The sequence below is a fragment of the Streptomyces sp. NBC_00028 genome (assembly GCF_045041065.1).
Classification (GTDB): domain Bacteria; phylum Actinomycetota; class Actinomycetes; order Streptomycetales; family Streptomycetaceae; genus Streptomyces.
Genome location: NZ_CP108293.1, coordinates 2,947,799 through 2,968,959, shown reverse-complemented (window position 1 = coordinate 2,968,959; position 21,161 = coordinate 2,947,799). Strand labels below are relative to the sequence as shown.

Genomic DNA, 21,161 nt, shown 5'->3' with positions numbered 1-21,161 from the left:
GAACGGCGGCGGGGCGGTGAAGATTTCTTGGGCCCGCCCCGCCGCCGATCGCCTCACTGGCCGGCGAACTTCTCGCTGACCGAGTCGTACACACCCTTGGCCACGTCACCGAGGCGCGGTCCGGCCAGCCAGCCGGCCGTCACCGGGCCGATGGAGGTGTTGGAGACCAGCGCCGGCTTGCCGTCGGAACCGGTCGCGACCCAGCCGCCACCGGACGAACCGCCCGTCATCGTGCAGCCGATGCGGTACATCGTCGGGTCCGATGCGTTGAGCGACAGCCGCCCCGGCTTGTCCTGGCACTGGTACATCGTCTCGCCGTCGAACGGCGCCGCCGCCGGATAGCCCGTCGTCGTCATGCTCTGGATCTTCGCGGCCGCCGGGGCCTTGAAGTTCACCGGAAGCGCCGAACCGACGATCTCCTCCAGGGACTTGCCGGACCCGCCCTTCTCCGGGGTCACATGGATGACCGCGAAGTCGTACGAGGCGCCGTCGCCGCCCGTCGCACCGCCCTGCTCGATCCACTGGTCCGAGGTCTGCGCCCAGTCACCCCACCAGACACCGTACGGAGCGACCTCCTCCCGGGAAGCCTTCTCCAACTCCGCTGTCGACAGGGCGTCGTTGTTGTACGACGGCACGAACGCGATGTTGCGGTACCAGCCGCCCTTCTTGCCCGCGTGCACACAATGGCCCGCCGTCCACACCATGTTGGACTTGCCGGGGTGGGCCGGGTCCTGCACGACCGTCGCCGAGCAGACCATCGTGCCTTCGGGGGAGTCGAAGAACACCTTGCCCGCTTCGGGAACACTGTCGTGGTACGTAGCCGGCACGGCCTTGGCGTCCACCGGCGCCGGCTCCGGGTCGGTCACGCCCTGGTCCCCGGAGATGTCACTGTCGTCGACCCCCTTGCCCTGCTCGGGGTCCTCGGCGCCCCGCATCCGGTCCGGGTCCCACAGACCCTCGATGATCGGGTTGACGAAGTCCTGGGCCTCGCGCAGCCAGTCGTCCTTGCTCCAGTCCTTCCAGGCGCCGTCCTTCCACTTGTCGACATCGATCCCGTGCTCCTTGAGCCGGTCCTTGATGTCGTCCGGGATCGTGATCTTCCCGTCGGAGGAAGCCGAGGCCGAGGCGCTGCCACCGGCCTGGTCGTCGCCCGACTCGCACGCGGTGGCGGTGAGCGCGAGCGCCGACGCCAGGGCCACGGCGGCCAGCACGGGGGAGGTTCTGCGGCGCGCGCCCCTTTCCCGGCGGGCGGTGAACGACGGCCTTGTGGATCGCATGATCTGACTCCCCCTGAGGTGAACGAACTAGGTGCGGTGGCCATGAGTACACGGCGAACGCGGCGTGATCGCACGCCGGTTGCGTCCGATCCCGCGCCTGATCCCGCGTTTGTCCCGCGTCGATCCTGCGTCGATCCCGCGTTGATCCCGGTGTTCCCACGGCCTGTTGGAACGGCATCACACACTATGCGCTCGCTGTGGGGGACTTCCCACGGAACGGCAACGGTTCCGTCACGGCAAGGATCTTGAGGCAACCCGTAACCCGGTGCGGCGTCCGGGGTTGGTAGCGGTGGGGGGCCTGCTGTCCGGGTGCGGTCCCCTGTGCCCCCGGCGGGATTTCGGCTCGGCCGGGGCGTCGGACCACAGCGGGAGGGCAGACAGAGGTGGCCGAGGCTTCGTACGGCGGATGTGCGTCCGAGGGGAACCCGCGACGCCAGTCGACAAGGGAGCCGACAGCGGCCCGCACCTACGCGCGTGCCCTGCCGATCGTGCCCGTGCGGGCCCGTGGACTGACCGTCGAAGGGGCGGACGGACGCCGCTACCTGGACTGCCTCTCCGGCGCCGGGACTCTGGCCCTGGGCCACAACCACCCCGTGGTGCTGGAGGCGATCCGCGAGGTCCTCGACTCCGGTGCGCCCCTGCACGCCCTGGGCCTCGCGACCCCCGTCGAGGACGCCTTTCTCGCCGAGCTGTTTCGTAGCCTGCCGCCCGGTCTGGCCGACCACGCGCGCGTGCAGTTCTGCGGCCCGGGCGACACGGATGCGGTGGAAGCGGCGCTCGGGCTCGCGCGGGAGGCGACGGGGCGGGCCAGGGGGCTTGCCCTTGCGGATGCCCGCGACGGGCTGTCCGACGCGGCGTTCACCGTGCCGGGTGCCGACGGTGTCGCCGGGATGATTCTCGAGGTCGTCCAGGGCGAGGGCGGCGTGGTCCCCGCGCCGGATGCCTGGCTGCGACGCATGCGGCAGCTCACTGCCGACCGGTCCCTCCCGCTCATCGTCGACGAGACCGATACCGGAGTGGGCCGCACCGGCGCCTTCTGGGCCGTGGAGCACAGCGGGATCACTCCCGACGTGATGGTGCTGGCCAAGGCCATCGGCGGCAGCCTGCCGCTCTCCGCCGTGGTCTACCGGGACGACCTCGACATCGCCGAACCCGCCGCCCCCGCAGGTGCGTTCCGCGGCAACCAACTCGCCATGGCCGCGGGAACGGCCACCCTCGCCCACGTCCGCCGACACCGCCTTACGGAACGGGCCTCGATCCTGGGCGCCCGGATGCTCGCTCGTCTCCGCTCCTTGCAGGGGCAGTTCGACTGCGTCGGGGATGTGCGGGGACGGGGGCTGATGCTGGGGGTGGAGCTGGTGGATCCGGAGTTCGAGGGTGGGGTGGGCGCGAGAGGCGGCGAGGGTGGGATGGGTGCGAGTGGCGGGGGAGGAGTGGGCGGAGGAGAGGGCGCGGCCACTTGCTCGCTGCCTGGAGCAGACCGGGGAGTCACTGCGGCCCGTTTCGCCCAGGCTCCGTCCCCGCCCGCCACTCCTTCCGCCGCCGCTCCCGAACGTGCCGCCGCTGTCCAACGGGAGTGCCTGCGGCGCGGCCTGATCGTCGGACTCGGCGGCCCTCGGGCGAACGTCATCCGCCTCCTTCCGCCCCTGACCATCAGCGACGAGCAGGCGGAGGCGGTGCTCGACCGTCTGGCCGACGCGGTGGAGACGGCAGCCCGCGACCACGCCGCGCGCAGCGAGAGCCGGCAACCCCGGCGGAGCCGACCGGACCGAGAACGCCCTCAGCAGCATCAGCCAGACCAACAGCACCAGCCAGACCAACAGCACCAGCTGAACCAGCGGAACCATCCGACTCATCCGGGCCCGGCGGCCCGCGTGGAGTCCGCCTCCCAACGGCACGGCGACCACGCCGCACGCGCGGGTTGAACCCAGCGGACGGAGACACCTCCAAGAACCGCCCTCCGCTTCACAGATCGCCGCACACATCTACCTCGCCGCGCCCCTTCCTGACCCGCTCCCAAGGAACAGCCTTGAACACCACCCCGACCCCCGACGCCCCCAGCCACTCGCCGTCATCAACCCACGGCACGACGGAAGCGTCCCGGCAGCCACAGTCGGTGCCGGGCTCCGGACCGACGGGGGAATCCGGTCGCCGTTCGCGAGAGCGGGTTCCGGAGCAGGGGCGAGGGCGCGATCGAGGTGGGGAGTGGGAAAGGGAAGGAGAACAGGGCCTTTCGGCACCCCGCCCGAACGCCGCCTGGCTGCGCGGGGACACGGCCGACCCTCTGGAGCATCCCGACGCGCACACCGCCGCCGAGTCCGCAGCCGTCGAGAACCTCCTCCGCTGCTGGGTACGTGAAACCGGCCTCCTCGCCTCCGTTCACGAACCCCTCCGCATCCCGCTCCCCGCCAGCGGCACCGCCCTGCTGGCCGCCGTCCACTACTGGTCCCCGACCGGCTGGCACCGCTTCGGCCCCGTGCATCTGGCCGATGCCCCTGAGTCGTCCCCGCCCCTCGATGCCGTCACCCTCGCGGCACTCCTGGCCAGAGAGCCCTCAGGGGACAGCGCTCCCGACGGGCCCGAGGATCCCGGGACCCCAGCTTCGGCCTCGGCTTTCGCCTCCGCCTCCGTTTCGGTCCTCGCCACGCCCTCAGCCCTCGCCACGCCCTCAGCCCTCGCCTCGACCGCGGTTGCCTCTCAACCGACCCGCACCACCACTGCCACCGTCACAGACGGCACCGACCTCGTCGCCCGCGTCGCCGACTCCGTACGCCGCACTGCCACCTTCATCCGTGAGCGCAGGAAGCGGCCTTCGGACGAGCCCGACCTGTTCCTCGTCGCGGAACAGGCTCTTGTGCTCGGCCATCCTCTGCACCCCACGCCGAAGAGCCGTGAGGGTCTGACCGACGCCGAAGCGCAGTTGTACTCACCGGAATTGCATGGCTCCTTCCCCCTGCACTGGATCGCCGTCGCTCCCTCCCTCCTCGCCACCGACTCGGCCTGGACCGAGCGCGGACGGCTCATTCCCGCGGCTCAACTCACCGCACGCCTCGCCGGGTCGGAACTCCCGCTCCCCGAAGAGCACGCGGCCCTGCCCGTGCACCCTTGGCAGTTGCGAGAGGTCCGGCACGACCCCGCGACCGCAGCTCTCTTCGACGCCGGCCTCCTCCGCGACCTCGGAGCGCACGGCGCCGCTTGGCACCCCACCTCCTCCGTACGCACCGTCCACCGGTCCGGCGCGCCCGCCATGCTCAAGCTGTCGCTCGGCCTGCGGATCACCAACTCCCGTCGTCAGAACCTCCGCAAAGAACTTCACCGCGGTGTCGAGGTCCACCGCCTGCTGCGCAGCGGACTGGCCGAGCAGTGGCGGGCCGCGCACCCCGGCTTCGACATCGTCCGCGACCCGGCCTGGCTGGCCGTCGACGGACCGGAGGGCAAGGCGGTGCCAGGCCTCGACGTGATGATCCGGCACAACCCGTTCACCGCCACGGACGACGTTTCCTGCGTCGCCGGACTCGTCGCACCCAGGCCCTCCCCGCAGCTGACCAGCGCCCACGGCCCAGCTGAGGACCAGTCGGCCACGCCGTCGGCCATGCGGTCGGCCATGCGGTCCCGACTGGCCGAGGTCGTCACGCGCCTGGCCGGTCGGACCGGTCGTCCCTTGGGCGCCGTCGCCGCCGAGTGGTTCCTGCGCTATCTGGAGCAGGTCGTCCGACCGGTGCTGTGGTTCGACGCGGAGGCGGGCATCGCCCTGGAGGCGCATCAGCAGAACACGCTGGTCCTGCTGGACGGTGACGGCTGGCCCGTCGGCGGCCGTTACCGGGACAACCAGGGCTACTACTTCCGTGAATCCCGGCGTGTGGACCTGGACGCCCGCCTTCCCGGCATCGGCGAGCACAGCGACACGTTCGTCTCCGACGAGGTCACCGACGAACGCTTCGCGTACTACCTCGCCATCAACAACGTGCTCGGGCTCATCGGCGCCTTCGGCTCCCAACGGCTCGCCGACGAACGGCTGTTGCTCGCCGGCTTCCGCCGCTTCCTGAGCGACATCGCCTACGGACCCGTCCGTCTGCGCACCTCACTGCCCGCCCGCCTACTGGACTCACCCGTCCTGCGCTGCAAGGCCAACCTGCTGACCCGGCTGCACGGTCTCGATGAACTCGTCGGCCCCGTCGACACCCAGTCCGTCTACACCACCATCGCCAACCCCCTTCACAGCTGATTGCCCTGTCATTTCTGTCCGTTCAGTCCCGAGGAACATGCCCCGACCCGTCTCCTGAGAGGAGCGTCGCCGTGCCTCCCACCGACGCGAGTGTCAACGCCGCCACTGCCACCGATGCCGATGCCTGTACAGCCGGTGTCCCTGCCGAGGCGCCCGGCACGGACTGCGAGGACACCCTTGACCTCCGGCTGCCCGACGAATTCCTCGCGCTCATCGCCAACGAGACCCTCGGCGCCGCTGCGCAGCAGAGCGACGCAGCGAGCCGGACTCAGGCCGGCGCCGGCAACCCACCCCAGGCCGATGTGGTCGGCTCCGCCCGCGAGGATCTCCTGGACTCAGTCGCCGAGTGGGGGCCGGTGGCTACACCTGTGGGTCTGTTCCACCTCGTACCCGTGCGTCCAGAGCGGGATCTTCCGCTTATCGGCGGCTGGATGAACGACCCCGCTGTCGCGAAGTACTGGGAGCTGGACGGGTCCCAGAACCGGGCGGAGGATCATGTGCGAACCCAATTGGTCGGAGACGGGCGGTGCGTCCCCTGTCTCGGAGTGCTGGACGGCGTGCCGATGAGCTACTGGGAGATCTACCGGGCCGACCTCGATCCCGTGGCCCGCCACTATCCCGCCCGCCCTCATGACACCGGGATCCACCTCCTCATCGGCGCTGCCGCCGACCGTGGGCGAGGGCTCGGCAGCGCGTTGCTCAGAAGCGTCGCCGACCTCGCGCTCGACAGGCGGCTCGGCTGCGCGCGCATCATTGCCGAACCCGATCTTCGCAACGCCCCCTCCGTCTCCGCCTTTCTGAGCGCCGGTTTCCGGTTCGCCGCCGAGATCGATCTGCCGGACAAACGGGCTGCCCTCATGATCCGCGACCGGTCCCTGCGCGATCTGATGTGACGCGATGCCATGCCAGGCCGTGTCAGTTCATGCCGCGCGCCATCCAGCGCCGCATCACGTCCCACGCCGACCACGTCGCAGTGGCTCATGTCGTGTCACCTCATGTCCTGTCACGTCACGTCACATCGTCATCACTTTTGGTACACCGCTCGCGCCGAACCGGTTCCCACTCCCGCCACACTCATTTCCAGCCGAGTGGATTTCGCCGAAACCAGGCACGCGCCGACACAGCCGTCCGGTGTTGACCGCAACCGACCGATCCCGACCTCCGCCGCCCCTGAGCGACCTCATCCGATCGCCGTCCCGAAGTCGTCGGGTCTTGATCCAGCCCCTCGTCTCCCCCGTGACCACTCGTTTGTCAGTGCTGGGCCGTAGGGTTGTCGCGCTATGACGAAGCCCTCACTCCCCGAACTCCTGCATGCTGCCGTCACCGCCGTCGGCGGCACAGAGCGCCCCGGTCAGGTGACCATGGCCGAAGCCGTCGCCGAGGCGATCGACGACGGCTCCCATCTGCTGGTCCAGGCCGGCACCGGCACCGGAAAGTCGCTGGGCTATCTCGTGCCCGCGCTCGCGCACGGGGAGAGAGTCGTCGTCGCGACCGCCACCCTGGCCCTCCAGCGCCAGCTGGTGGAGCGGGACCTGCCGCGCACGGTGGACTCCTTGCATCCGCTGCTGCGCCGCCGTCCGGAGTTCGCGATGCTCAAGGGCAGATCGAACTACCTGTGTCTGCACCGCCTGCACGAGGGCGTGCCGCAGGACGAGGAGGAGGGCCTCTTCGACCAGTTCGAGGCGGCCGCCCCCACCAGCAAGCTGGGTCAGGACCTGCTGCGGCTGCGTGACTGGTCGGACGAGACGGAGACCGGCGACCGCGACAACCTGACTCCCGGTGTCTCCGACCGGGCCTGGGCCCAGGTTTCGGTCTCCTCGCGCGAGTGCCTGGGGGCCACGAAGTGCGCCTACGGTGCCGAGTGCTTCGCCGAGAACGCCCGCGAGCGGGCCAAGCTCGCCGAGGTCGTCGTCACCAATCACGCGCTGCTCGCCATCGACGCCATCGAAGGCGCCCCGGTCCTCCCGCAGCACGAGGTGCTGATCGTCGACGAGGCACACGAGCTGGTGTCCCGGGTCACCGGAGTCGCCACCGGCGAGCTCACGCCCGGACAGGTCAACCGGGCGGTACGGCGGGCGGCGAAGCTCGTCAACGAGAAGGCCGCCGATCAGCTCCAGACCGCCGCCGAGGGCTTCGAGCGGCTGATGGAGCTCGCCCTTCCGGGCCGTCTGGAGGAGATCCCGGAGGATCTCGCCTACGCCCTCATGGCCTTGCGCGACGCGGCTCGGACCGTCATCTCCGCGATCGGCGCCACCCGCGACAAGTCCGTCCAGGACGAGGACGCTGTCCGCAAGCAGGCGCTGGCCTCGGTGGAGACCGTGCACGACGTGGCGGAGCGGATCACCAACGGCTCCGAGTGGGACGTCGTCTGGTACGAGCGCCATGACCGATTCGGGGCATCCCTGCGGGTGGCTCCCATGTCCGTGTCGGGCCTGCTGCGGGAAAAGCTCTTCGCGGACCGTTCCGTGGTCCTGACCTCGGCGACCCTGAAGCTGGGCGGTGACTTCAACGGAGTCGGCGCATCCCTGGGCCTCGCCCCGGAGGGCACCGAAGGCGATGACGTCCCGCAGTGGAAGGGCGTCGACGTCGGCTCGCCCTTCGACTATCCGAAGCAGGGCATCCTCTATGTCGCCAAGCACCTCGCGCGCCCCGCGCGCGACGGCGACCGCGCGGACATGCTGGACGAGCTGACCGAACTGATCCAGGCCGCCGGTGGTCGCACTCTGGGTCTGTTCTCCTCGATGCGGGCCGCGCAGCTCGCCGCGGAGGAACTGCGCTCCCGTATCCCCGAGTTCCCGATCCTTCTCCAGGGCGAGGAGACCCTCGGTGAGCTGATCAAGAACTTCGCGGCCGACCCGAAGACGTGCCTCTTCGGCACGCTCTCGCTCTGGCAGGGCGTGGATGTCCCTGGCCCCAGCTGCCAGCTGGTCGTCATGGACAAGATTCCGTTCCCGCGCCCCGACGACCCGCTGATGAGCGCCCGCCAGAAGGCGGTGGAGGATGCCGGCGGCAACGGCTTCATGGCGGTCGCCGCCACGCACGCGGCGCTGCTCATGGCTCAGGGCGCCGGCCGTCTCGTACGGGCGTCGGGGGACCGTGGTGTGGTGGCCGTCCTGGATCAGCGGCTCGCGACCGCGCGGTACGGGAGCTATCTGAAGGCGTCCCTGCCGGACTTCTGGTTCACGACGGACCGCAACCAGGTCCGCAAGTCACTGGCCGCGATCGACGCGGTGGCGAAGCAGTCGGAGGAGTGAAAGGTGTGGGGTGGACTGACCGGCACAGGCCAGCCCACCCCACATCAAGGGCGCCCGCGAGCACCCGCACAGCACTGGGCCCCGGAACCGGCGCAGGGGTCCCGGGGCCCGGTCAGAGGGCGGACCTCGGTGGGTCCGCCCGCCGCACCGTCACACGCGGCGCAGCACCGCCACCACCTTGCCGAGGATCGTCGCGTCGTCGCCCGGGATGGGCTCGTACGCGGCGTTGTGCGGGAGGAGCCAGACGTGGCCGTCCTCGCGCTTGAAGCGCTTGACGGTGGCCTCGCCGTCGAGCATGGCGGCGACGATGTCGCCGTTCTCGGCGACCGGCTGGCGGCGGACCGTGACCCAGTCTCCGTCGCAGATCGCGGCCTCGATCATCGAGTCGCCGACCACCTTGAGGACGAACAGCTCACCGTCGCCCACGAGCTGGCGCGGGAGCGGGAAGACGTCCTCGACGGACTCCTCCGCGAGGATCGGGCCACCGGCGGCGATACGGCCGACGAGCGGGACGTACGACGCGGCGGGCTTGCCCGCGGTGTCCGTGGGCTGCACGGAGGCGGCCTGGTCGGAGCCGCGTACCTCGTACGCGCGCGGGCGGTGCGGGTCGCGGCGCAGGAAGCCCTTGCGCTCCAGTGCCATGAGCTGGTGTGCGACGGAGGACGTGCTGGAGAGGCCGACCGCCTGTCCGATCTCCCGCATGGACGGCGGGTAGCCGCGCCGCTGCACGGAGTCCCTGATGACCTCGATCACCCGGCGCTGCCGATCGGTGAGCCCAGAGCTGTCGGCCCGGATGCCTGGAGGTCGGCCGGGTAGGGAGCGCTTTTGCCCCTCGGGATTCACGGCTTCGTTCATCGCATGCACCGGCTCGAGTCGGCCCTGGGAGCGGTCCTGGGCAGTGATGGTGGCACTGTCTGCGGTGGTGGTCACGTCGGCCCCTCTCGATGGTCTCCCTGCTGGACAACGGTAGTTGCTTTCGAAAGGTTGCGCCAAACACACGTTCGAGTGAAAAAGTCTGATTCACCGGACGTGATCATGTGTCTGGGTGTATGGCTAACGTGGCGCCTGGCGGACAAAAGGGCCCTTTGTCGTACTGTTCGCCGCCGGTGACGACCTCGCGGGCTGTTGACCAGTCTGCCATCCGGCGTCCTGTCAACCGGGATCCGGCCCCCATCTACGCGGGAGTCCCACGCGCCCTCCGTGTGGCGACCACGGTATCTCCGCATGTGCCGCAGCGGTACGCCTGTGCACGGCCATGTCCCGCGTGGCGGCGCTGTCATGGGGCACATGCCAATACGGGTGCGACACGCGCGTACGGCGTGTTTACGGTGACGATCCCTACATCTAGTGCTTGGATTGCTACGGCAGCCCAGAAGTTGTGGTCCCCCGGGTCTTCGGAGTCGCTGCGATCGCCTATGCTTGGGGCTGCTTCGAGGGGCCCATGGGGCTCAGCGAGGCTATTGAGTCTGCTGTGAGGAGGGTTGGGAGTTCATGCACTGCCCCTTCTGCAGGCACCCCGACAGCCGCGTCGTCGACAGTCGTACGACCGACGACGGCACGTCGATCCGCAGGCGCCGCCAGTGTCCGGACTGCTCCCGTCGTTTCACGACCGTGGAGACGTGTTCGCTCATGGTGGTCAAGCGATCCGGAGTCACCGAGCCTTTCAGTCGTACCAAGGTCATCAACGGTGTGCGCAAGGCATGCCAGGGACGACCTGTCACCGAGGACGCACTCGCCCAGCTCGGCCAGCGGGTCGAGGAGGCGGTGCGAGCTACCGGAAGCGCCGAACTGACCACCCATGACGTGGGGCTGGCCATACTCGGCCCGTTGCAAGAGCTCGATCTGGTCGCCTATCTGCGATTCGCCTCCGTCTACCGGGCGTTCGACTCGCTCGACGACTTCGAGGCCGCGATCGCGGAACTGAGGGAGGCGACGGGGCGTCCCGACGTGGACGCGGACGTGGGGAGCCAGGAAGACGACCGCGGGGCGGGAGAGACCGTATCGGTCCCCGAGCCCGCGGGTGCCGCCGACTGATCTGCGGCCCGGCCCGGTCGGAGACACCGGGGCGGCCGCACGGCGGCGATGAGGACCTGTTGCGGGCGGTAGTGAGTGGGTGCCCGCAATACAAGACAGAACACCGTGCCACGGGAACATCGGGGCACTTCAGGGCGTTTTCGCCCGTACAGGGAGGCGGCATGACAGAGACGGCGAGCGGTCCGGCACGAGGTTCCCGAGCCAAGGGTGCCAAGGCCACCAAGGGACTGCGTATCGAGCGCATCCACACCACCCCCGGCGTGCACCCGTACGACGAGGTCCAGTGGGAGCGTCGTGACGTCGTCATGACCAACTGGCGCGACGGCTCGATCAACTTCGAGCAGCGTGGCGTCGAGTTCCCCGACTTCTGGTCGGTGAACGCGGTCAACATCGTCACCAGCAAGTACTTCCGGGGTGCCGTCGGCACCCCGCAGCGCGAGACCGGCCTCAGGCAGCTGATCGACCGCATCGTGAAGACGTACCGGAAGGCCGGCGAGGACTACAAGTACTTCGCCTCGCCCGCCGACGCCGAGATCTTCGAGCATGAGCTGGCGTACGCCCTCCTGCACCAGATCTTCAGCTTCAACAGCCCCGTCTGGTTCAACGTCGGTACGCCCCAGCCGCAGCAGGTGTCCGCCTGCTTCATCCTGGCCGTCGACGACTCCATGGAGTCGATCCTCGACTGGTACAAGGAAGAGGGCATGATCTTCAAGGGCGGCTCCGGCGCCGGCCTGAACCTCTCCCGTATCCGCTCCTCCAAGGAGCTGCTGTCCTCCGGCGGCAACGCCTCGGGTCCCGTCTCCTTCATGCGCGGCGCCGACGCTTCCGCGGGCACCATCAAGTCCGGTGGCGCCACCCGCCGCGCGGCCAAGATGGTCATCCTCGACGTCGACCACCCCGACATCGAGGACTTCATCGAGACCAAGGTGAAGGAAGAGGAGAAGATCCGCGCCCTGCGTGACGCGGGCTTCGACATGGACCTGGGCGGCGACGACATCACGTCCGTCCAGTACCAGAACGCCAACAACTCGGTCCGTGTGAACGACGAGTTCATGAAGGCCGTCGAGCAGGGCGGCAAGTTCGGCCTCCGCGCGCGGATGACCGGCGAGGTCATCGAAGAGGTCGACGCCAAGTCCCTGTTCCGCAAGATGGCCGAGGCCGCGTGGGCGTGCGCCGACCCGGGCATCCAGTACGACGACACCATCAACCACTGGCACACGTGCCCGGAGTCCGGCCGTATCAACGGCTCGAACCCGTGCAGCGAGTACATGCACCTGGACAACACGTCCTGCAACCTCGCCTCGCTGAACCTGATGAAGTTCCTCAAGGACGACGGCAAGGGCCGCCAGTCCTTCGAGGTCGAGCGCTTCGCCCAGGTCGTCGAGCTCGTCATCACCGCGATGGACATCTCCATCTGCTTCGCGGACTTCCCGACGCAGAAGATCGGTGAGAACACGCGCGCGTTCCGCCAGCTCGGCATCGGCTACGCCAACCTCGGCGCCCTGCTGATGGCGACCGGCCACGCGTACGACTCGGACGGCGGTCGAGCCCTCGCCGGCTCCATCACCTCCCTGATGACCGGCACGTCGTACAAGCGTTCCGCCGAACTCGCCTCGGTCGTCGGCGCGTACGACGGCTACGCCCGCAACGCGCAGCCGCACCTGCGGGTCATGAAGCAGCACGCGGACGAGAACACCAAGGCCGTCCGCATGGACGACCTGGACACGCCGATCTGGGCCGCCGCCACGGAGGCCTGGCAGGACGTCCTGCGTCTCGGTGAGAAGAACGGTTTCCGTAACGCCCAGGCGTCGGTCATCGCCCCGACCGGCACCATCGGTCTCGCGATGTCCTGCGACACCACCGGCCTTGAGCCCGACCTCGCGCTGGTCAAGTTCAAGAAGCTGGTCGGCGGCGGCTCGATGCAGATCGTCAACGGCACCGTCCCGCAGGCCCTGCGCCGCCTGGGCTACCAGGAGGAGCAGATCGAGGCGATCGTCGCCCACATCGCCGAGAACGGCAATGTCGTCGACGCCCCCGGCCTCAAGCACGAGCACTACGAGGTCTTCGACTGCGCCATGGGCGAGCGTTCCATCTCCGCGATGGGCCACGTCCGCATGATGGCCGCGATCCAGCCCTGGATCTCCGGCGCGCTCTCCAAGACGGTCAACCTGCCGGAGACGGCGACCGTCGAGGATGTCGAAGAGGTCTACTTCGAGGCCTGGAAGATGGGCGTCAAGGCGCTCGCCATCTACCGCGACAACTGCAAGGTCGGCCAGCCCCTCTCCGCCAAGACCAAGGAGAAGGAGAAGACCGAGGTCACGGAGAAGGCCGAGGCGGAGATCCGCAAGGCCGTCGAGAAGGTCGTCGAGTACCGTCCGGTCCGCAAGCGCCTCCCCAAGGGCCGCCCCGGTATCACGACCTCCTTCACGGTGGGCGGCGCCGAGGGCTACATGACCGCCAACTCCTACCCGGACGACGGTCTCGGCGAGGTCTTCCTGAAGATGTCCAAGCAGGGCTCCACCCTCGCGGGCATGATGGATGCCTTCTCCATCGCCGTCTCGGTCGGCCTCCAGTACGGCGTGCCGCTGGAGACGTACGTCTCGAAGTTCACGAACATGCGCTTCGAGCCGGCGGGCATGACGGACGACCCCGATGTCCGGATGGCGCAGTCGATCGTCGACTACATCTTCCGTCGTCTGGCGCTCGACTTCCTGCCCTTCGAGACGCGTTCCGCGCTCGGTATCCACTCCGCGGACGAGCGTCAGCGCCACCTGGAGACCGGCTCGTACGAGCCTTCGGAGGACGAGGTCGACGTCGAGGGGCTGGCCCAGTCGGCGCCGCGCGCCCAGGAGCTCAAGGCCGTCGTCACCCCCAAGGCCGAGGTCGAGGCGGCCAAGCCCGCTCCGAAGCAGGCCCACACCAGCGCCGAGCTGGTGGAAATGCAGCTGGGCATCCAGGCCGACGCCCCGCTCTGCTTCTCCTGCGGTACGAAGATGCAGCGGGCCGGTTCCTGCTACATCTGCGAGGGCTGCGGTTCGACCAGCGGTTGCAGCTGACCGCGCGTCTGAGTGATCTGTGAGGCGGTGGGGCCGATTCCGGCTCCACCGCCTCTTGTTTGCTTGCTTGCCCTTGTGCGGTGACGCGCGGTCAGGGCTGGTGTGCCGTCCCCATGACGCGGGTGAACTCCGCCGGATCGTCCTCGAAGCCGTGGATGCCGGGACGGAACTCCCAGGTGCCGTCGTCGTCCCGGACGAACTCCGCGACGGTCGCCGCCGTGGACCCGAGGACGCTGCCGAAGTCGTCCTCGGTCAGGACCGTGTAGCCCTCGCGTATGCGCAGCGCGGGGTTGGCCACGCCGACGAACGTGCGCTCCTCGGAGCGCTGCTGGATGACGATACCGACGACCACGCGCGCGTAGCGGCTGTCGAGCCGGTCGAGTTCCAGGGTCATGACCTCGTCCCAGCCGAAGCCCTTGCCGTCCTTGCTGTCCCGGTTGAGGTACATGGTGCCGTCGGGGGAGCGGCTGTCGAAGTGCACGACATAGGCGGGATCGCCGTAGGGTTCGCCGGCCAGGTAGGGCGCGGCCACGATGTCGAGATCGGTGGCGGCTTGGTTCACGGGACTCGGGTCCCACTTCAGCGCGACTTCGACCTTGCGGATCCCCTTGTTGAGGCCGTTCACCAGGCTTCCCCTTCCCCGTGGTCCACGGCCCGAACTGCCATGAGGTCAGGGCCGGTTGCCCATCCTGCCACGCGCGCGGCGTTCTCCGGGGAAGAGATCTCTGCCGGAGCGTGACCGACGCCACGCTGCGTGGCCTTACGATGGCGCGGTGCTGGTCAAGTGGATTCGCTGCACCGTGGTGGACCGCCGCGGCTTCGAGCGGGGGCAGCGAAAGTGGGCGGGGCTACTCGGTGAGCCGGGGTTTCGGGGACAGGGCGGAGGCTGGAGCCGGGGGCGGACCGGAGTGGCGCACATCTTCTCCTTCTGGGAGAGCCGTTCGTTCTACGACTCCTTCATGGCCCGTTCCCATGATCGTCTGGCGTCCGCGCAGTCGGGCACGTTCAAGGACGCGCAGGTCAGGCTGTTCGACTATCGCTTCGACGTGAAGACCGGCTTCGAGCCGCGTTTCACCGACGCCGACCTGGTACGGGTCGCGCACTGCCGGGTCCACGAGGAACGTGCCGAGCACTTCACGCTGATGCAGGAGAAGGTCTGGAACCCGGCGATGGCCGGCTCGCCCGGCATGATCCGCGGTCTGTTCGGCGAGGCGCCGGGGCATGAGTTCCTCGTCCTGTCGATGTGGCAGTCGGCAGCCGAGCACGGCAAGTACCGCACGGAACGGGTCGAGCGACTGGCCCTGCGGGCCCAGATCGAGGCGGACGTGGCCGCACTCACGGGGGACATCGTGGAGCTTGAGCCGACCTGGACGGTTTGATATCCGGACTCGGTACAGGTGCGCTTTGTGAGGCCTGTGGTGCAGAAAATGTGTGACCTACGCCGTATGGAGGCCGTACGGGTGCTCGATGGGCCGTCACCCGATCTAGGGTTTTGGCATGGCACGACCACGGCGCATCGTCCTTGTCCGGCACGGCGAGTCAACGGGCAATGTTGATGACACCGTGTACGAGCGCGAGCCGGATCACGCGCTGGCGCTGACCGAGCAGGGTTGGCAGCAGGCGGAGGAGACGGGAAAGCGGCTGCGCGAGGTCTTCGGCCGCGAGCGCGTCAGCGTGTACGTGTCGCCGTACCGCCGTACCCACGAGACGTTCCGCGCCTTCCATCTCGATCCCGAGCAGGTACGCGTGCGCGAGGAGCCTCGGCTGCGCGAGCAGGACTGGGGGAACTGGCAGGACCGCGACGACGTACGGCTGCAGAAGGCCTACCGGGACGCGTACGGCCACTTCTTCTACCGCTTCGCCCAGGGTGAGTCCGGTGCCGATGTCTACGACCGGGTCGGTGGCTTCCTGGAGAGCCTGTTCCGAAGTTTCGAGGCGCCCGACCACCCGCCCAACGTGCTGCTGGTGACTCATGGACTCGCCATGCGGCTGTTCTGCATGCGCTGGTTCCACTGGAGCGTCGCGGAATTCGAGTCGCTGTCGAATCCCGGGAACGCGGAGATGCGGATGCTCGTTCTCGGTGACGACGGCCGGTACGCCCTTGACCGGCCCTTCGACCGCTGGCGAGATCCGGAACCGTACGGGATCACCGGATAGAGTGGCAGAGCGATGACCGCTGATTCCTCTCCCGACGGGCGCCTGGACCGCGCCCTGTCCAGCCTGCGCGGACTCGCGGTGGGGGACGCGCTCGGTTCCCAGTTCTTCGTGCCGGTGAACTACCCGCTGCTCAAGCGCCGCGAGCTGCCGTCCGAGCCCTGGCAGTGGACGGACGACACCGAGATGGCGTGCTCCGTGGTGGCCGTGCTGGCCGCCCACCATCGCATCGACCAGGACGCGCTGGCCCAGTCCTTCGCCCACCACCACGACTTCGACCGCGGCTACGGTCCCGCGGTCAACCGCCTGCTGCGGCTGGTCCGCGAGGGCGGCGACTGGCGCGAACTCGCCGCCGGACTGTTCAACGGACAGGGGTCCTGGGGCAACGGCGCCGCGATGCGGATCGCCCCGCTCGGCGCCTGGTACGCGGACGACCCGGAGCAGGCGACGCACCAGGCGGAGATCTCCGCCTATCCCACACACCAGCACCGCGAGGCCGTGGTCGGGGCCATGGCGGTCGCCGCTGCGGCCTCACTGGTCGCGGCTCCCGGCGGCCCGCCGAGCGCCGAGGAACTCCTCGACGGTGTCGTCGCGCTCGTCCCGAAGAGCGCCGTCGGAGCGGGCCTGCGCAGGGCCAGGGACATGCTCGACTACGGCGACGCGAGCACCGTCGCGGCCGTGCTGGGCTGCGGACGGCGTACGACGGCTCATGACACGGTGCCGTTCGCGATCTGGTCGGCCGCCCGGTCCCTCGGTGACTACGAGGAGGCGTTCTGGTCGACCGCCCAGGTGGGCGGCGATGTGGACACGAACTGCGCCATCGTGGGCGGGGTCATCGCCTCCGGAAAGGCGGGGACGCCTCCCGCGGAGTGGGCGAGACGGACCGAGGCGCTTCCGGAGTGGCTGACGACGGCCGGCTGAACCGGCGCCCGGCGCCGTAGCGGCGGTCGGTCCCCAGCCGTAGGGAGCTGGGTGATCAGCTGTGTGATCACCTCCCGCACGTGAAAACTCTCCGTGCCGAATGGGAACTCTGCGTAATCACTCGAGCGTTGTCGTGGTAACCGCTGTGTGATCCATCGGGATCCGCGGCAGGCGCGGCCAGATGACGTACGAGGGGCGGAGGGGGTGCCATGTACGGGGTGTGGGTTCTGCTGAGTCTGTCGGCCTTCGCAGCGTGGATGACCGGACCGGCGTCCTCACCGTCCGTCCTGGGGACGAGGTCCCCGTCCGGCCATCCACGGCTCTGCGCGAGCCCGCTCCGGTCACCCGAGGCCGGGGCCCGCCGTGCCCGCGAGCGCCTCCAGGTCGCTCTTGCGGACCCGGATGACCAGCCCGGCGGTGATCAGGGCGAGTACCGCCATCGAGGCCGCCGCGACGAATCCGGTGGAGATGCCCTGGGCGAGCACCTCGTGACCCCAAGGCGCCGGCAACTGATGGGTCTTGGCGAACTCGGCCTTCTGTTCCGCCGTGCCGTCGGCCATGAACTGCGGCAGTTGCTTCTCCGCCTCGTCCTTGCTGGCCGAGCCGAACACGGTGGTCAGGATGGACAGGCCGAGCGAACCGCCCACCTGCTGCGTGGCGTTGAGGAGTCCGGATGCCGCGCCCGCCTCGTGCTGGGCGACGCCGGAGACCGCGGTGATCGTCAGCGTCACGAAGTTCAGGCCCATGCCGAAGCCGAAGACCAGCATGGGACCGAGGATGCCGCCGACGTACGAACTGTCGGAGCTGAGCAGGGTCTGCCAGAACAGACCGAGCACTGCGAGAGCCGAGCCCGCGAGCATGAAGGGCTTGGGGCCGAGCACCGGCAGGAACCGCTGCGACAGCCCCGCCCCGAGGGCGATCACCACCGTCACGGGCAGGAAGGCGAGGCCCGCCTCGATCGGGGTGTAGTCCAGCACGTTCTGCACGAACAGCACGATGTAGAAGAACATGCCGAACATCGCGGCGGCCAGACTCAGCATGATCACGTACGTGCCGGAGCGATTGCGGTCGGCGAACATCCTCAGCGGGGTGATCGGCTCCTTCGCGCGGCTCTCGATGAACGCGAAGGACAGCAGCAGGACGACCGCGGCGGCGAAGGACCCGATCGTCAGACTGTCCCGCCAGCCCTCGTCCGCCGCGCGGATGAAGCCGTAGACGAGGGAGGCCATGCCCGCCGTCGACGTCAGCGCTCCCGCTATGTCGAAGCGGCCGGTGTGCCGTTCGGACTCGCTGATGTACAGCGGGGTGAGGATGGCGATCAGGACACCGATCGGCACGTTGACGAAGAGCACCCACCGCCAGTCCAGCCATTCGGTGAGCATGCCGCCCGCGAGCAGGCCGATGGCGCCACCGCCCGCCGAGACCGCGGCGAAGACTCCGAAGGCCCGGTTCCGCTCCGGGCCTTCGGGGAAGGTGGTGGTGATGAGGGCCAGCGAGGTGGGCGACGCGATCGCGCCTCCCACGCCTTGCAGGACGCGCGCCGCGAGCAACTGCCAGGGTTCCTGGGCGAGTCCGCCGAGCAGCGAGGCGAGAGTGAACAGCAGGATGCCGGCGGTGAACACCCGCCGCCGACCGAGGATGTCACCTGCGCGGCCGCCCAGGAGCAGCAGTCCGCCGAAGGTGAGCGTGTAACTGCTGACGACCCAGGTGAGGTCGGTGGTGCTGAACTGCAGAGCGTCTTGAATGTGCGGGAGCGCGATGTTCACAATCGTCGCGTCGAGTACCACCATGAGTTGGCAGGCCGCGATGACGGTGAGCGCGAGGCCGGGACGTCCCTCCCGGCGGGCCGCACCTGGCTTCTGATCCTTGATCAACTGAGAGGTTGTCACAATGGGTCCCCCACAAGTGCGTTAGTGAACGCTCGCGTTCACTGTCGCGTCCACGGTAGTGAGTCCTTCATAGTGAACGCAAGCGTTCACTTAGATTGTGGTCGTGTGGCGTGTTCCCCCGATGTCGCCGCGCGCCTCCCCGCTCTCCCTGAACCCCCCGCTCCCCCTGCTCGCTGGAGAAACTCAGATGGTTACCTCGCGCTGGACGGCCGCCCCCGCTCAGGCGTCCTCCCTCCGTCGGCGCGGCGCCGTGCTCGAACGCGCGATCCTCGACGCCGCACTGGACCAGCTCAGTACCGTCGGCTGGAAGGGCCTCACGATGGAGGGTGTCGCCGCGGGCGCGCAGACCGGCAAGGCCGCGGTGTACCGGCGGTGGCCCTCCAAGGAGGATCTCGTCGCGGACGCCCTCAAGGCGGGACTGCCCCTGATCGACGAGGCGCCCGACCTGGGCGGGCTGCGCGAGGACCTTCTCGCACTCTGCCGACAGGCGCGCGACGCGATGTACTCACGTCCGGGCTTCGCCCTTCGCGCGGTGATTCACGAATGTGATGATGCGCAGGTGGAGCGTTTTCATGGCGTGATCTTCGGAGGGGTTGTCGAGCCGACGCTCAGACTGCTCGGCGAGGTCATCACCCGTGGAATTGAGCGGGGAGAGGTCCGTGATGACGCCGCGAACAGCTATGTCTTCGACGCCATGCCGGCCATGATGATGTACCGCTCCAAGATAAGCGGAAGCGAATGGAGCGATCAGGAGCTCCAGGAGATGATCGACCAGTTCATGGTCCCCCTGCTGCGGCCGAGCGGCGACTGAGGTGGGCTCCGCCCCGGCCGTGACGCCACTCGGGAAGCCGGGGTGTCGCCGGGTGATCCAGGCGGCGTACGCTAAGGGCGCCATGCCGTACGAACCACCCACACACACCGTCGAGCGCTCCCTCCGCGCCACGACCGGAGCGAAGGTCATTGCCGGTGTCGACGAGGTGGGGCGCGGTGCGTGGGCCGGCCCCGTCACCGTCTGCGCGGCGGTCACCGGACTGCGCCGACCCCCCGAAGGCCTCACCGACTCCAAGCTGCTCACCGTCAAGCGGCGCGCCGTGCTGGACGAGGAACTCCGGAAGTGGGTGACGTCGTACGCCCTGGGCCACGCCTCCCCGGAGGAGATCGACGAACTGGGCATGACCGCCGCGCTGCGACTGGCGGCGGTCCGTGCCCTGGAAGCCTTGCCGGTGCGTCCCGAGGCGGTGATCCTCGACGGCAAGCACGACTACCTCGGCCCGCCGTGGAGGGTCCGTACGGTGATCAAGGGCGACCAGTCGTGCGTGGCGGTCGCGGCTGCCTCGGTGATCGCCAAGGTCCACCGCGACAAAATGATGGCCGAACTGGGCATCGGCCATGCAGACTTCGGTTTTGCGGCCAATGCCGGGTATCCGTCACCCGTGCACAAGGCCGCGCTGGAGGAGCGGGGACCCACCCCGTACCACCGGCTGTCGTGGGCGTATCTTGATGCGCTGCCCCAGTGGCGGCACCTCAAGAAGGTCCGCAGCTGGGCGGACGGACGCGTTCCGGAGATCGAGGGCCAGCTCGGCTTCGATTTCTGACCGTTCCGCTCGCACTTATGTGCCACCCGCCGACGCGAGCCGCACCAATGTTTGATAAAAGTCAGCTCATGCCTCTCCTTCCCGAGGAGCCTCAGATTCACGAGAGTGCCCAGGGTCCCCGCGCCACTTCGGCCAGTGGCCGCACCGCGCCGACCCCCCGTCCCGTACCCGGCCCCAGGCCCGCGGCGCACCCGCGTCCCGGCCGCCCCGGCCCCCTGCGGCCCACGCCTCCGGTGCAGCGCGCACCGCACGACGTGGCCGCCAAGCCCGGACCTTCGGGCCCGGCGCCCAGCGCCGCCGCCCAGGCTCCGGCGACCCCGCAGCTCCAGCTGATCCCGGCCTCCGCCGACGGCGCGCTCGACGCCGCCGAGGAAGCCGTGGACCTGCTTCTGGAGTCGGGCCGTGCCCCTGGCGACGTGCTGGTGGTCACCACCGGCGAGCAGCACCCGTGGGCCACCCACGAGCTGTCCTTCGGCGAAGCCTCCTACTGGGCTCAGCACGACGCGGGTGACGACGTCTTCTACGTGCACGCCGACGCCGCGGGCCGAGCCGCCACGCGCCCGGTCGTCGTGGTCGCCGTCAACGGCGGTTCCGACGCCGTCGCCGCCACCGTTCTGCCCCTGGCCCACAGCCGGGCCGGCGCCCTGCTGATCGTCTGCGGCGACCCGCAGCAGATCAACGCGGTGCTGGGCGCGGGAGTCTGAGCCCGTCCCGGTACGTCCGGGGGGATACCGGGGTGACGAAGGAGCCGCCCCG

Annotated in this window: 16 protein-coding genes; 12 read left to right on the top strand and 4 right to left on the bottom strand. The window is 69.1% G+C overall.

All coding sequences use genetic code 11. From position 1 onward, the window contains the following. Window positions 1-53: 53 nt before the first annotated feature. Window positions 54-1,277: a trypsin-like serine peptidase gene (locus OG885_RS12925; RefSeq protein ID WP_405730502.1), complete on the bottom strand. Its 1,224-nt coding sequence runs from the start codon at window positions 1,275-1,277 to the stop codon at window positions 54-56. A gap of 383 nt (window positions 1,278-1,660) precedes the next feature. Between OG885_RS12925 and OG885_RS12920 the strand changes: the two genes are divergently transcribed. The 4 genes from OG885_RS12920 to OG885_RS12905 all read left to right on the top strand — a co-directional run bounded on the left by OG885_RS12920 (window position 1,661) and on the right by OG885_RS12905 (window position 8,756). Further along, window positions 1,661-3,202, top strand: a complete 1,542-nt coding sequence (locus OG885_RS12920; protein WP_405730500.1) for an aminotransferase class III-fold pyridoxal phosphate-dependent enzyme — start codon at window positions 1,661-1,663, stop codon at window positions 3,200-3,202. Window positions 3,203-3,537: 335 nt separating this feature from the next. Beyond that, complete coding sequence (locus OG885_RS12915) at window positions 3,538-5,502, top strand: IucA/IucC family protein (protein ID WP_405742715.1); 1,965 nt, start codon at window positions 3,538-3,540, stop codon at window positions 5,500-5,502. A 71-nt stretch (window positions 5,503-5,573) separates the two neighbouring features. Then, a complete protein-coding gene (locus OG885_RS12910; protein WP_405730498.1) occupies window positions 5,574-6,395 on the top strand; it encodes a GNAT family N-acetyltransferase in 822 nt (273 codons plus the stop codon). Between the two features lie 387 nt (window positions 6,396-6,782). Then, a complete protein-coding gene (locus OG885_RS12905; RefSeq protein WP_405730496.1) occupies window positions 6,783-8,756 on the top strand; it encodes an ATP-dependent DNA helicase in 1,974 nt (657 codons plus the stop codon). Between the two features lie 150 nt (window positions 8,757-8,906). Here the strand turns inward: OG885_RS12905 and lexA are convergent, their stop codons facing one another. Next, window positions 8,907-9,686 carry a transcriptional repressor LexA gene (lexA, locus tag OG885_RS12900; RefSeq protein WP_405730494.1) on the bottom strand — a complete coding sequence of 260 codons (780 nt, stop codon included), beginning with the start codon at window positions 9,684-9,686 and terminating at the stop codon, window positions 8,907-8,909. 561 nt (window positions 9,687-10,247) lie between these two features. On the opposite strand from lexA, the gene nrdR reads away from it, so the two are divergent. Both nrdR and OG885_RS12890 read left to right on the top strand, forming a co-directional pair. Beyond that, the gene (gene nrdR / locus OG885_RS12895; protein WP_399950245.1) at window positions 10,248-10,790 is read left to right on the top strand and encodes a transcriptional regulator NrdR; all 543 of its coding nucleotides are present in this window, start codon (window positions 10,248-10,250) and stop codon (window positions 10,788-10,790) included. Between the two features lie 161 nt (window positions 10,791-10,951). After that, on the top strand, window positions 10,952-13,846 hold the full coding sequence (locus tag OG885_RS12890) for a vitamin B12-dependent ribonucleotide reductase (protein WP_405730491.1): 2,895 nt from the start codon (window positions 10,952-10,954) through the stop codon (window positions 13,844-13,846). Between the two features lie 91 nt (window positions 13,847-13,937). On the opposite strand, the gene OG885_RS12885 is transcribed toward OG885_RS12890, so the two are convergent. After that, on the bottom strand, window positions 13,938-14,471 hold the full coding sequence (locus tag OG885_RS12885) for a TerD family protein (protein WP_405730489.1): 534 nt from the start codon (window positions 14,469-14,471) through the stop codon (window positions 13,938-13,940). 148 nt (window positions 14,472-14,619) lie between these two features. On the opposite strand from OG885_RS12885, the gene OG885_RS12880 reads away from it, so the two are divergent. From OG885_RS12880 to OG885_RS12870, 3 genes are all read left to right on the top strand, one after another. Beyond that, window positions 14,620-15,225: a YdbC family protein gene (locus OG885_RS12880; RefSeq protein WP_399950254.1), complete on the top strand. Its 606-nt coding sequence runs from the start codon at window positions 14,620-14,622 to the stop codon at window positions 15,223-15,225. A gap of 118 nt (window positions 15,226-15,343) precedes the next feature. Next, window positions 15,344-16,003 (top strand): histidine phosphatase family protein, encoded by a 660-nt coding sequence (locus tag OG885_RS12875; protein WP_329333896.1) that lies wholly within the window; start codon window positions 15,344-15,346, stop codon window positions 16,001-16,003. A 12-nt stretch (window positions 16,004-16,015) separates the two neighbouring features. Then, window positions 16,016-16,921 (top strand): ADP-ribosylglycohydrolase family protein, encoded by a 906-nt coding sequence (locus OG885_RS12870; RefSeq protein ID WP_405730486.1) that lies wholly within the window; start codon window positions 16,016-16,018, stop codon window positions 16,919-16,921. 341 nt (window positions 16,922-17,262) lie between these two features. On the opposite strand, the gene OG885_RS12865 is transcribed toward OG885_RS12870, so the two are convergent. Continuing rightward, entirely contained in the window at window positions 17,263-18,810 is a 1,548-nt protein-coding gene (locus OG885_RS12865) for an MFS transporter (RefSeq protein ID WP_405730485.1), read from the bottom strand. Between the two features lie 187 nt (window positions 18,811-18,997). Here OG885_RS12865 and OG885_RS12860 point away from each other — a divergent pair, with 187 nt between their 5' ends. The 3 genes from OG885_RS12860 to OG885_RS12850 all read left to right on the top strand — a co-directional run bounded on the left by OG885_RS12860 (window position 18,998) and on the right by OG885_RS12850 (window position 21,109). Then, a complete protein-coding gene (locus OG885_RS12860; protein WP_399951900.1) occupies window positions 18,998-19,621 on the top strand; it encodes a TetR/AcrR family transcriptional regulator in 624 nt (207 codons plus the stop codon). A gap of 82 nt (window positions 19,622-19,703) precedes the next feature. Beyond that, window positions 19,704-20,405, top strand: a complete 702-nt coding sequence (locus OG885_RS12855; RefSeq protein WP_405730483.1) for a ribonuclease HII — start codon at window positions 19,704-19,706, stop codon at window positions 20,403-20,405. A 68-nt stretch (window positions 20,406-20,473) separates the two neighbouring features. Then, a complete protein-coding gene (locus tag OG885_RS12850) occupies window positions 20,474-21,109 on the top strand; it encodes a hypothetical protein (RefSeq protein ID WP_405730481.1) in 636 nt (211 codons plus the stop codon). The last annotated feature ends 52 nt before the right edge of the window (window positions 21,110-21,161 follow it).

Bases quoted from the DNA above. Each gene is read 5' to 3' on its own strand.
- OG885_RS12925 (WP_405730502.1), bottom strand. From the start codon at position 1,277: ATGCGATCCACAAGGCCGTCGTTCACCGCCCGCCGGGAAAGGGGCGCG.
- OG885_RS12905 (WP_405730496.1), top strand. From the start codon at position 6,783: ATGACGAAGCCCTCACTCCCCGAACTCCTGCATGCTGCCGTCACCGCC.
- nrdR (WP_399950245.1), top strand. From the start codon at position 10,248: ATGCACTGCCCCTTCTGCAGGCACCCCGACAGCCGCGTCGTCGACAGT.
- OG885_RS12890 (WP_405730491.1), top strand. From the start codon at position 10,952: ATGACAGAGACGGCGAGCGGTCCGGCACGAGGTTCCCGAGCCAAGGGT.
- OG885_RS12875 (WP_329333896.1), top strand. From the start codon at position 15,344: ATGGCACGACCACGGCGCATCGTCCTTGTCCGGCACGGCGAGTCAACG.
- OG885_RS12870 (WP_405730486.1), top strand. From the start codon at position 16,016: ATGACCGCTGATTCCTCTCCCGACGGGCGCCTGGACCGCGCCCTGTCC.
- OG885_RS12860 (WP_399951900.1), top strand. From the start codon at position 18,998: ATGGTTACCTCGCGCTGGACGGCCGCCCCCGCTCAGGCGTCCTCCCTC.
- OG885_RS12855 (WP_405730483.1), top strand. From the start codon at position 19,704: ATGCCGTACGAACCACCCACACACACCGTCGAGCGCTCCCTCCGCGCC.
- OG885_RS12850 (WP_405730481.1), top strand. From the start codon at position 20,474: ATGCCTCTCCTTCCCGAGGAGCCTCAGATTCACGAGAGTGCCCAGGGT.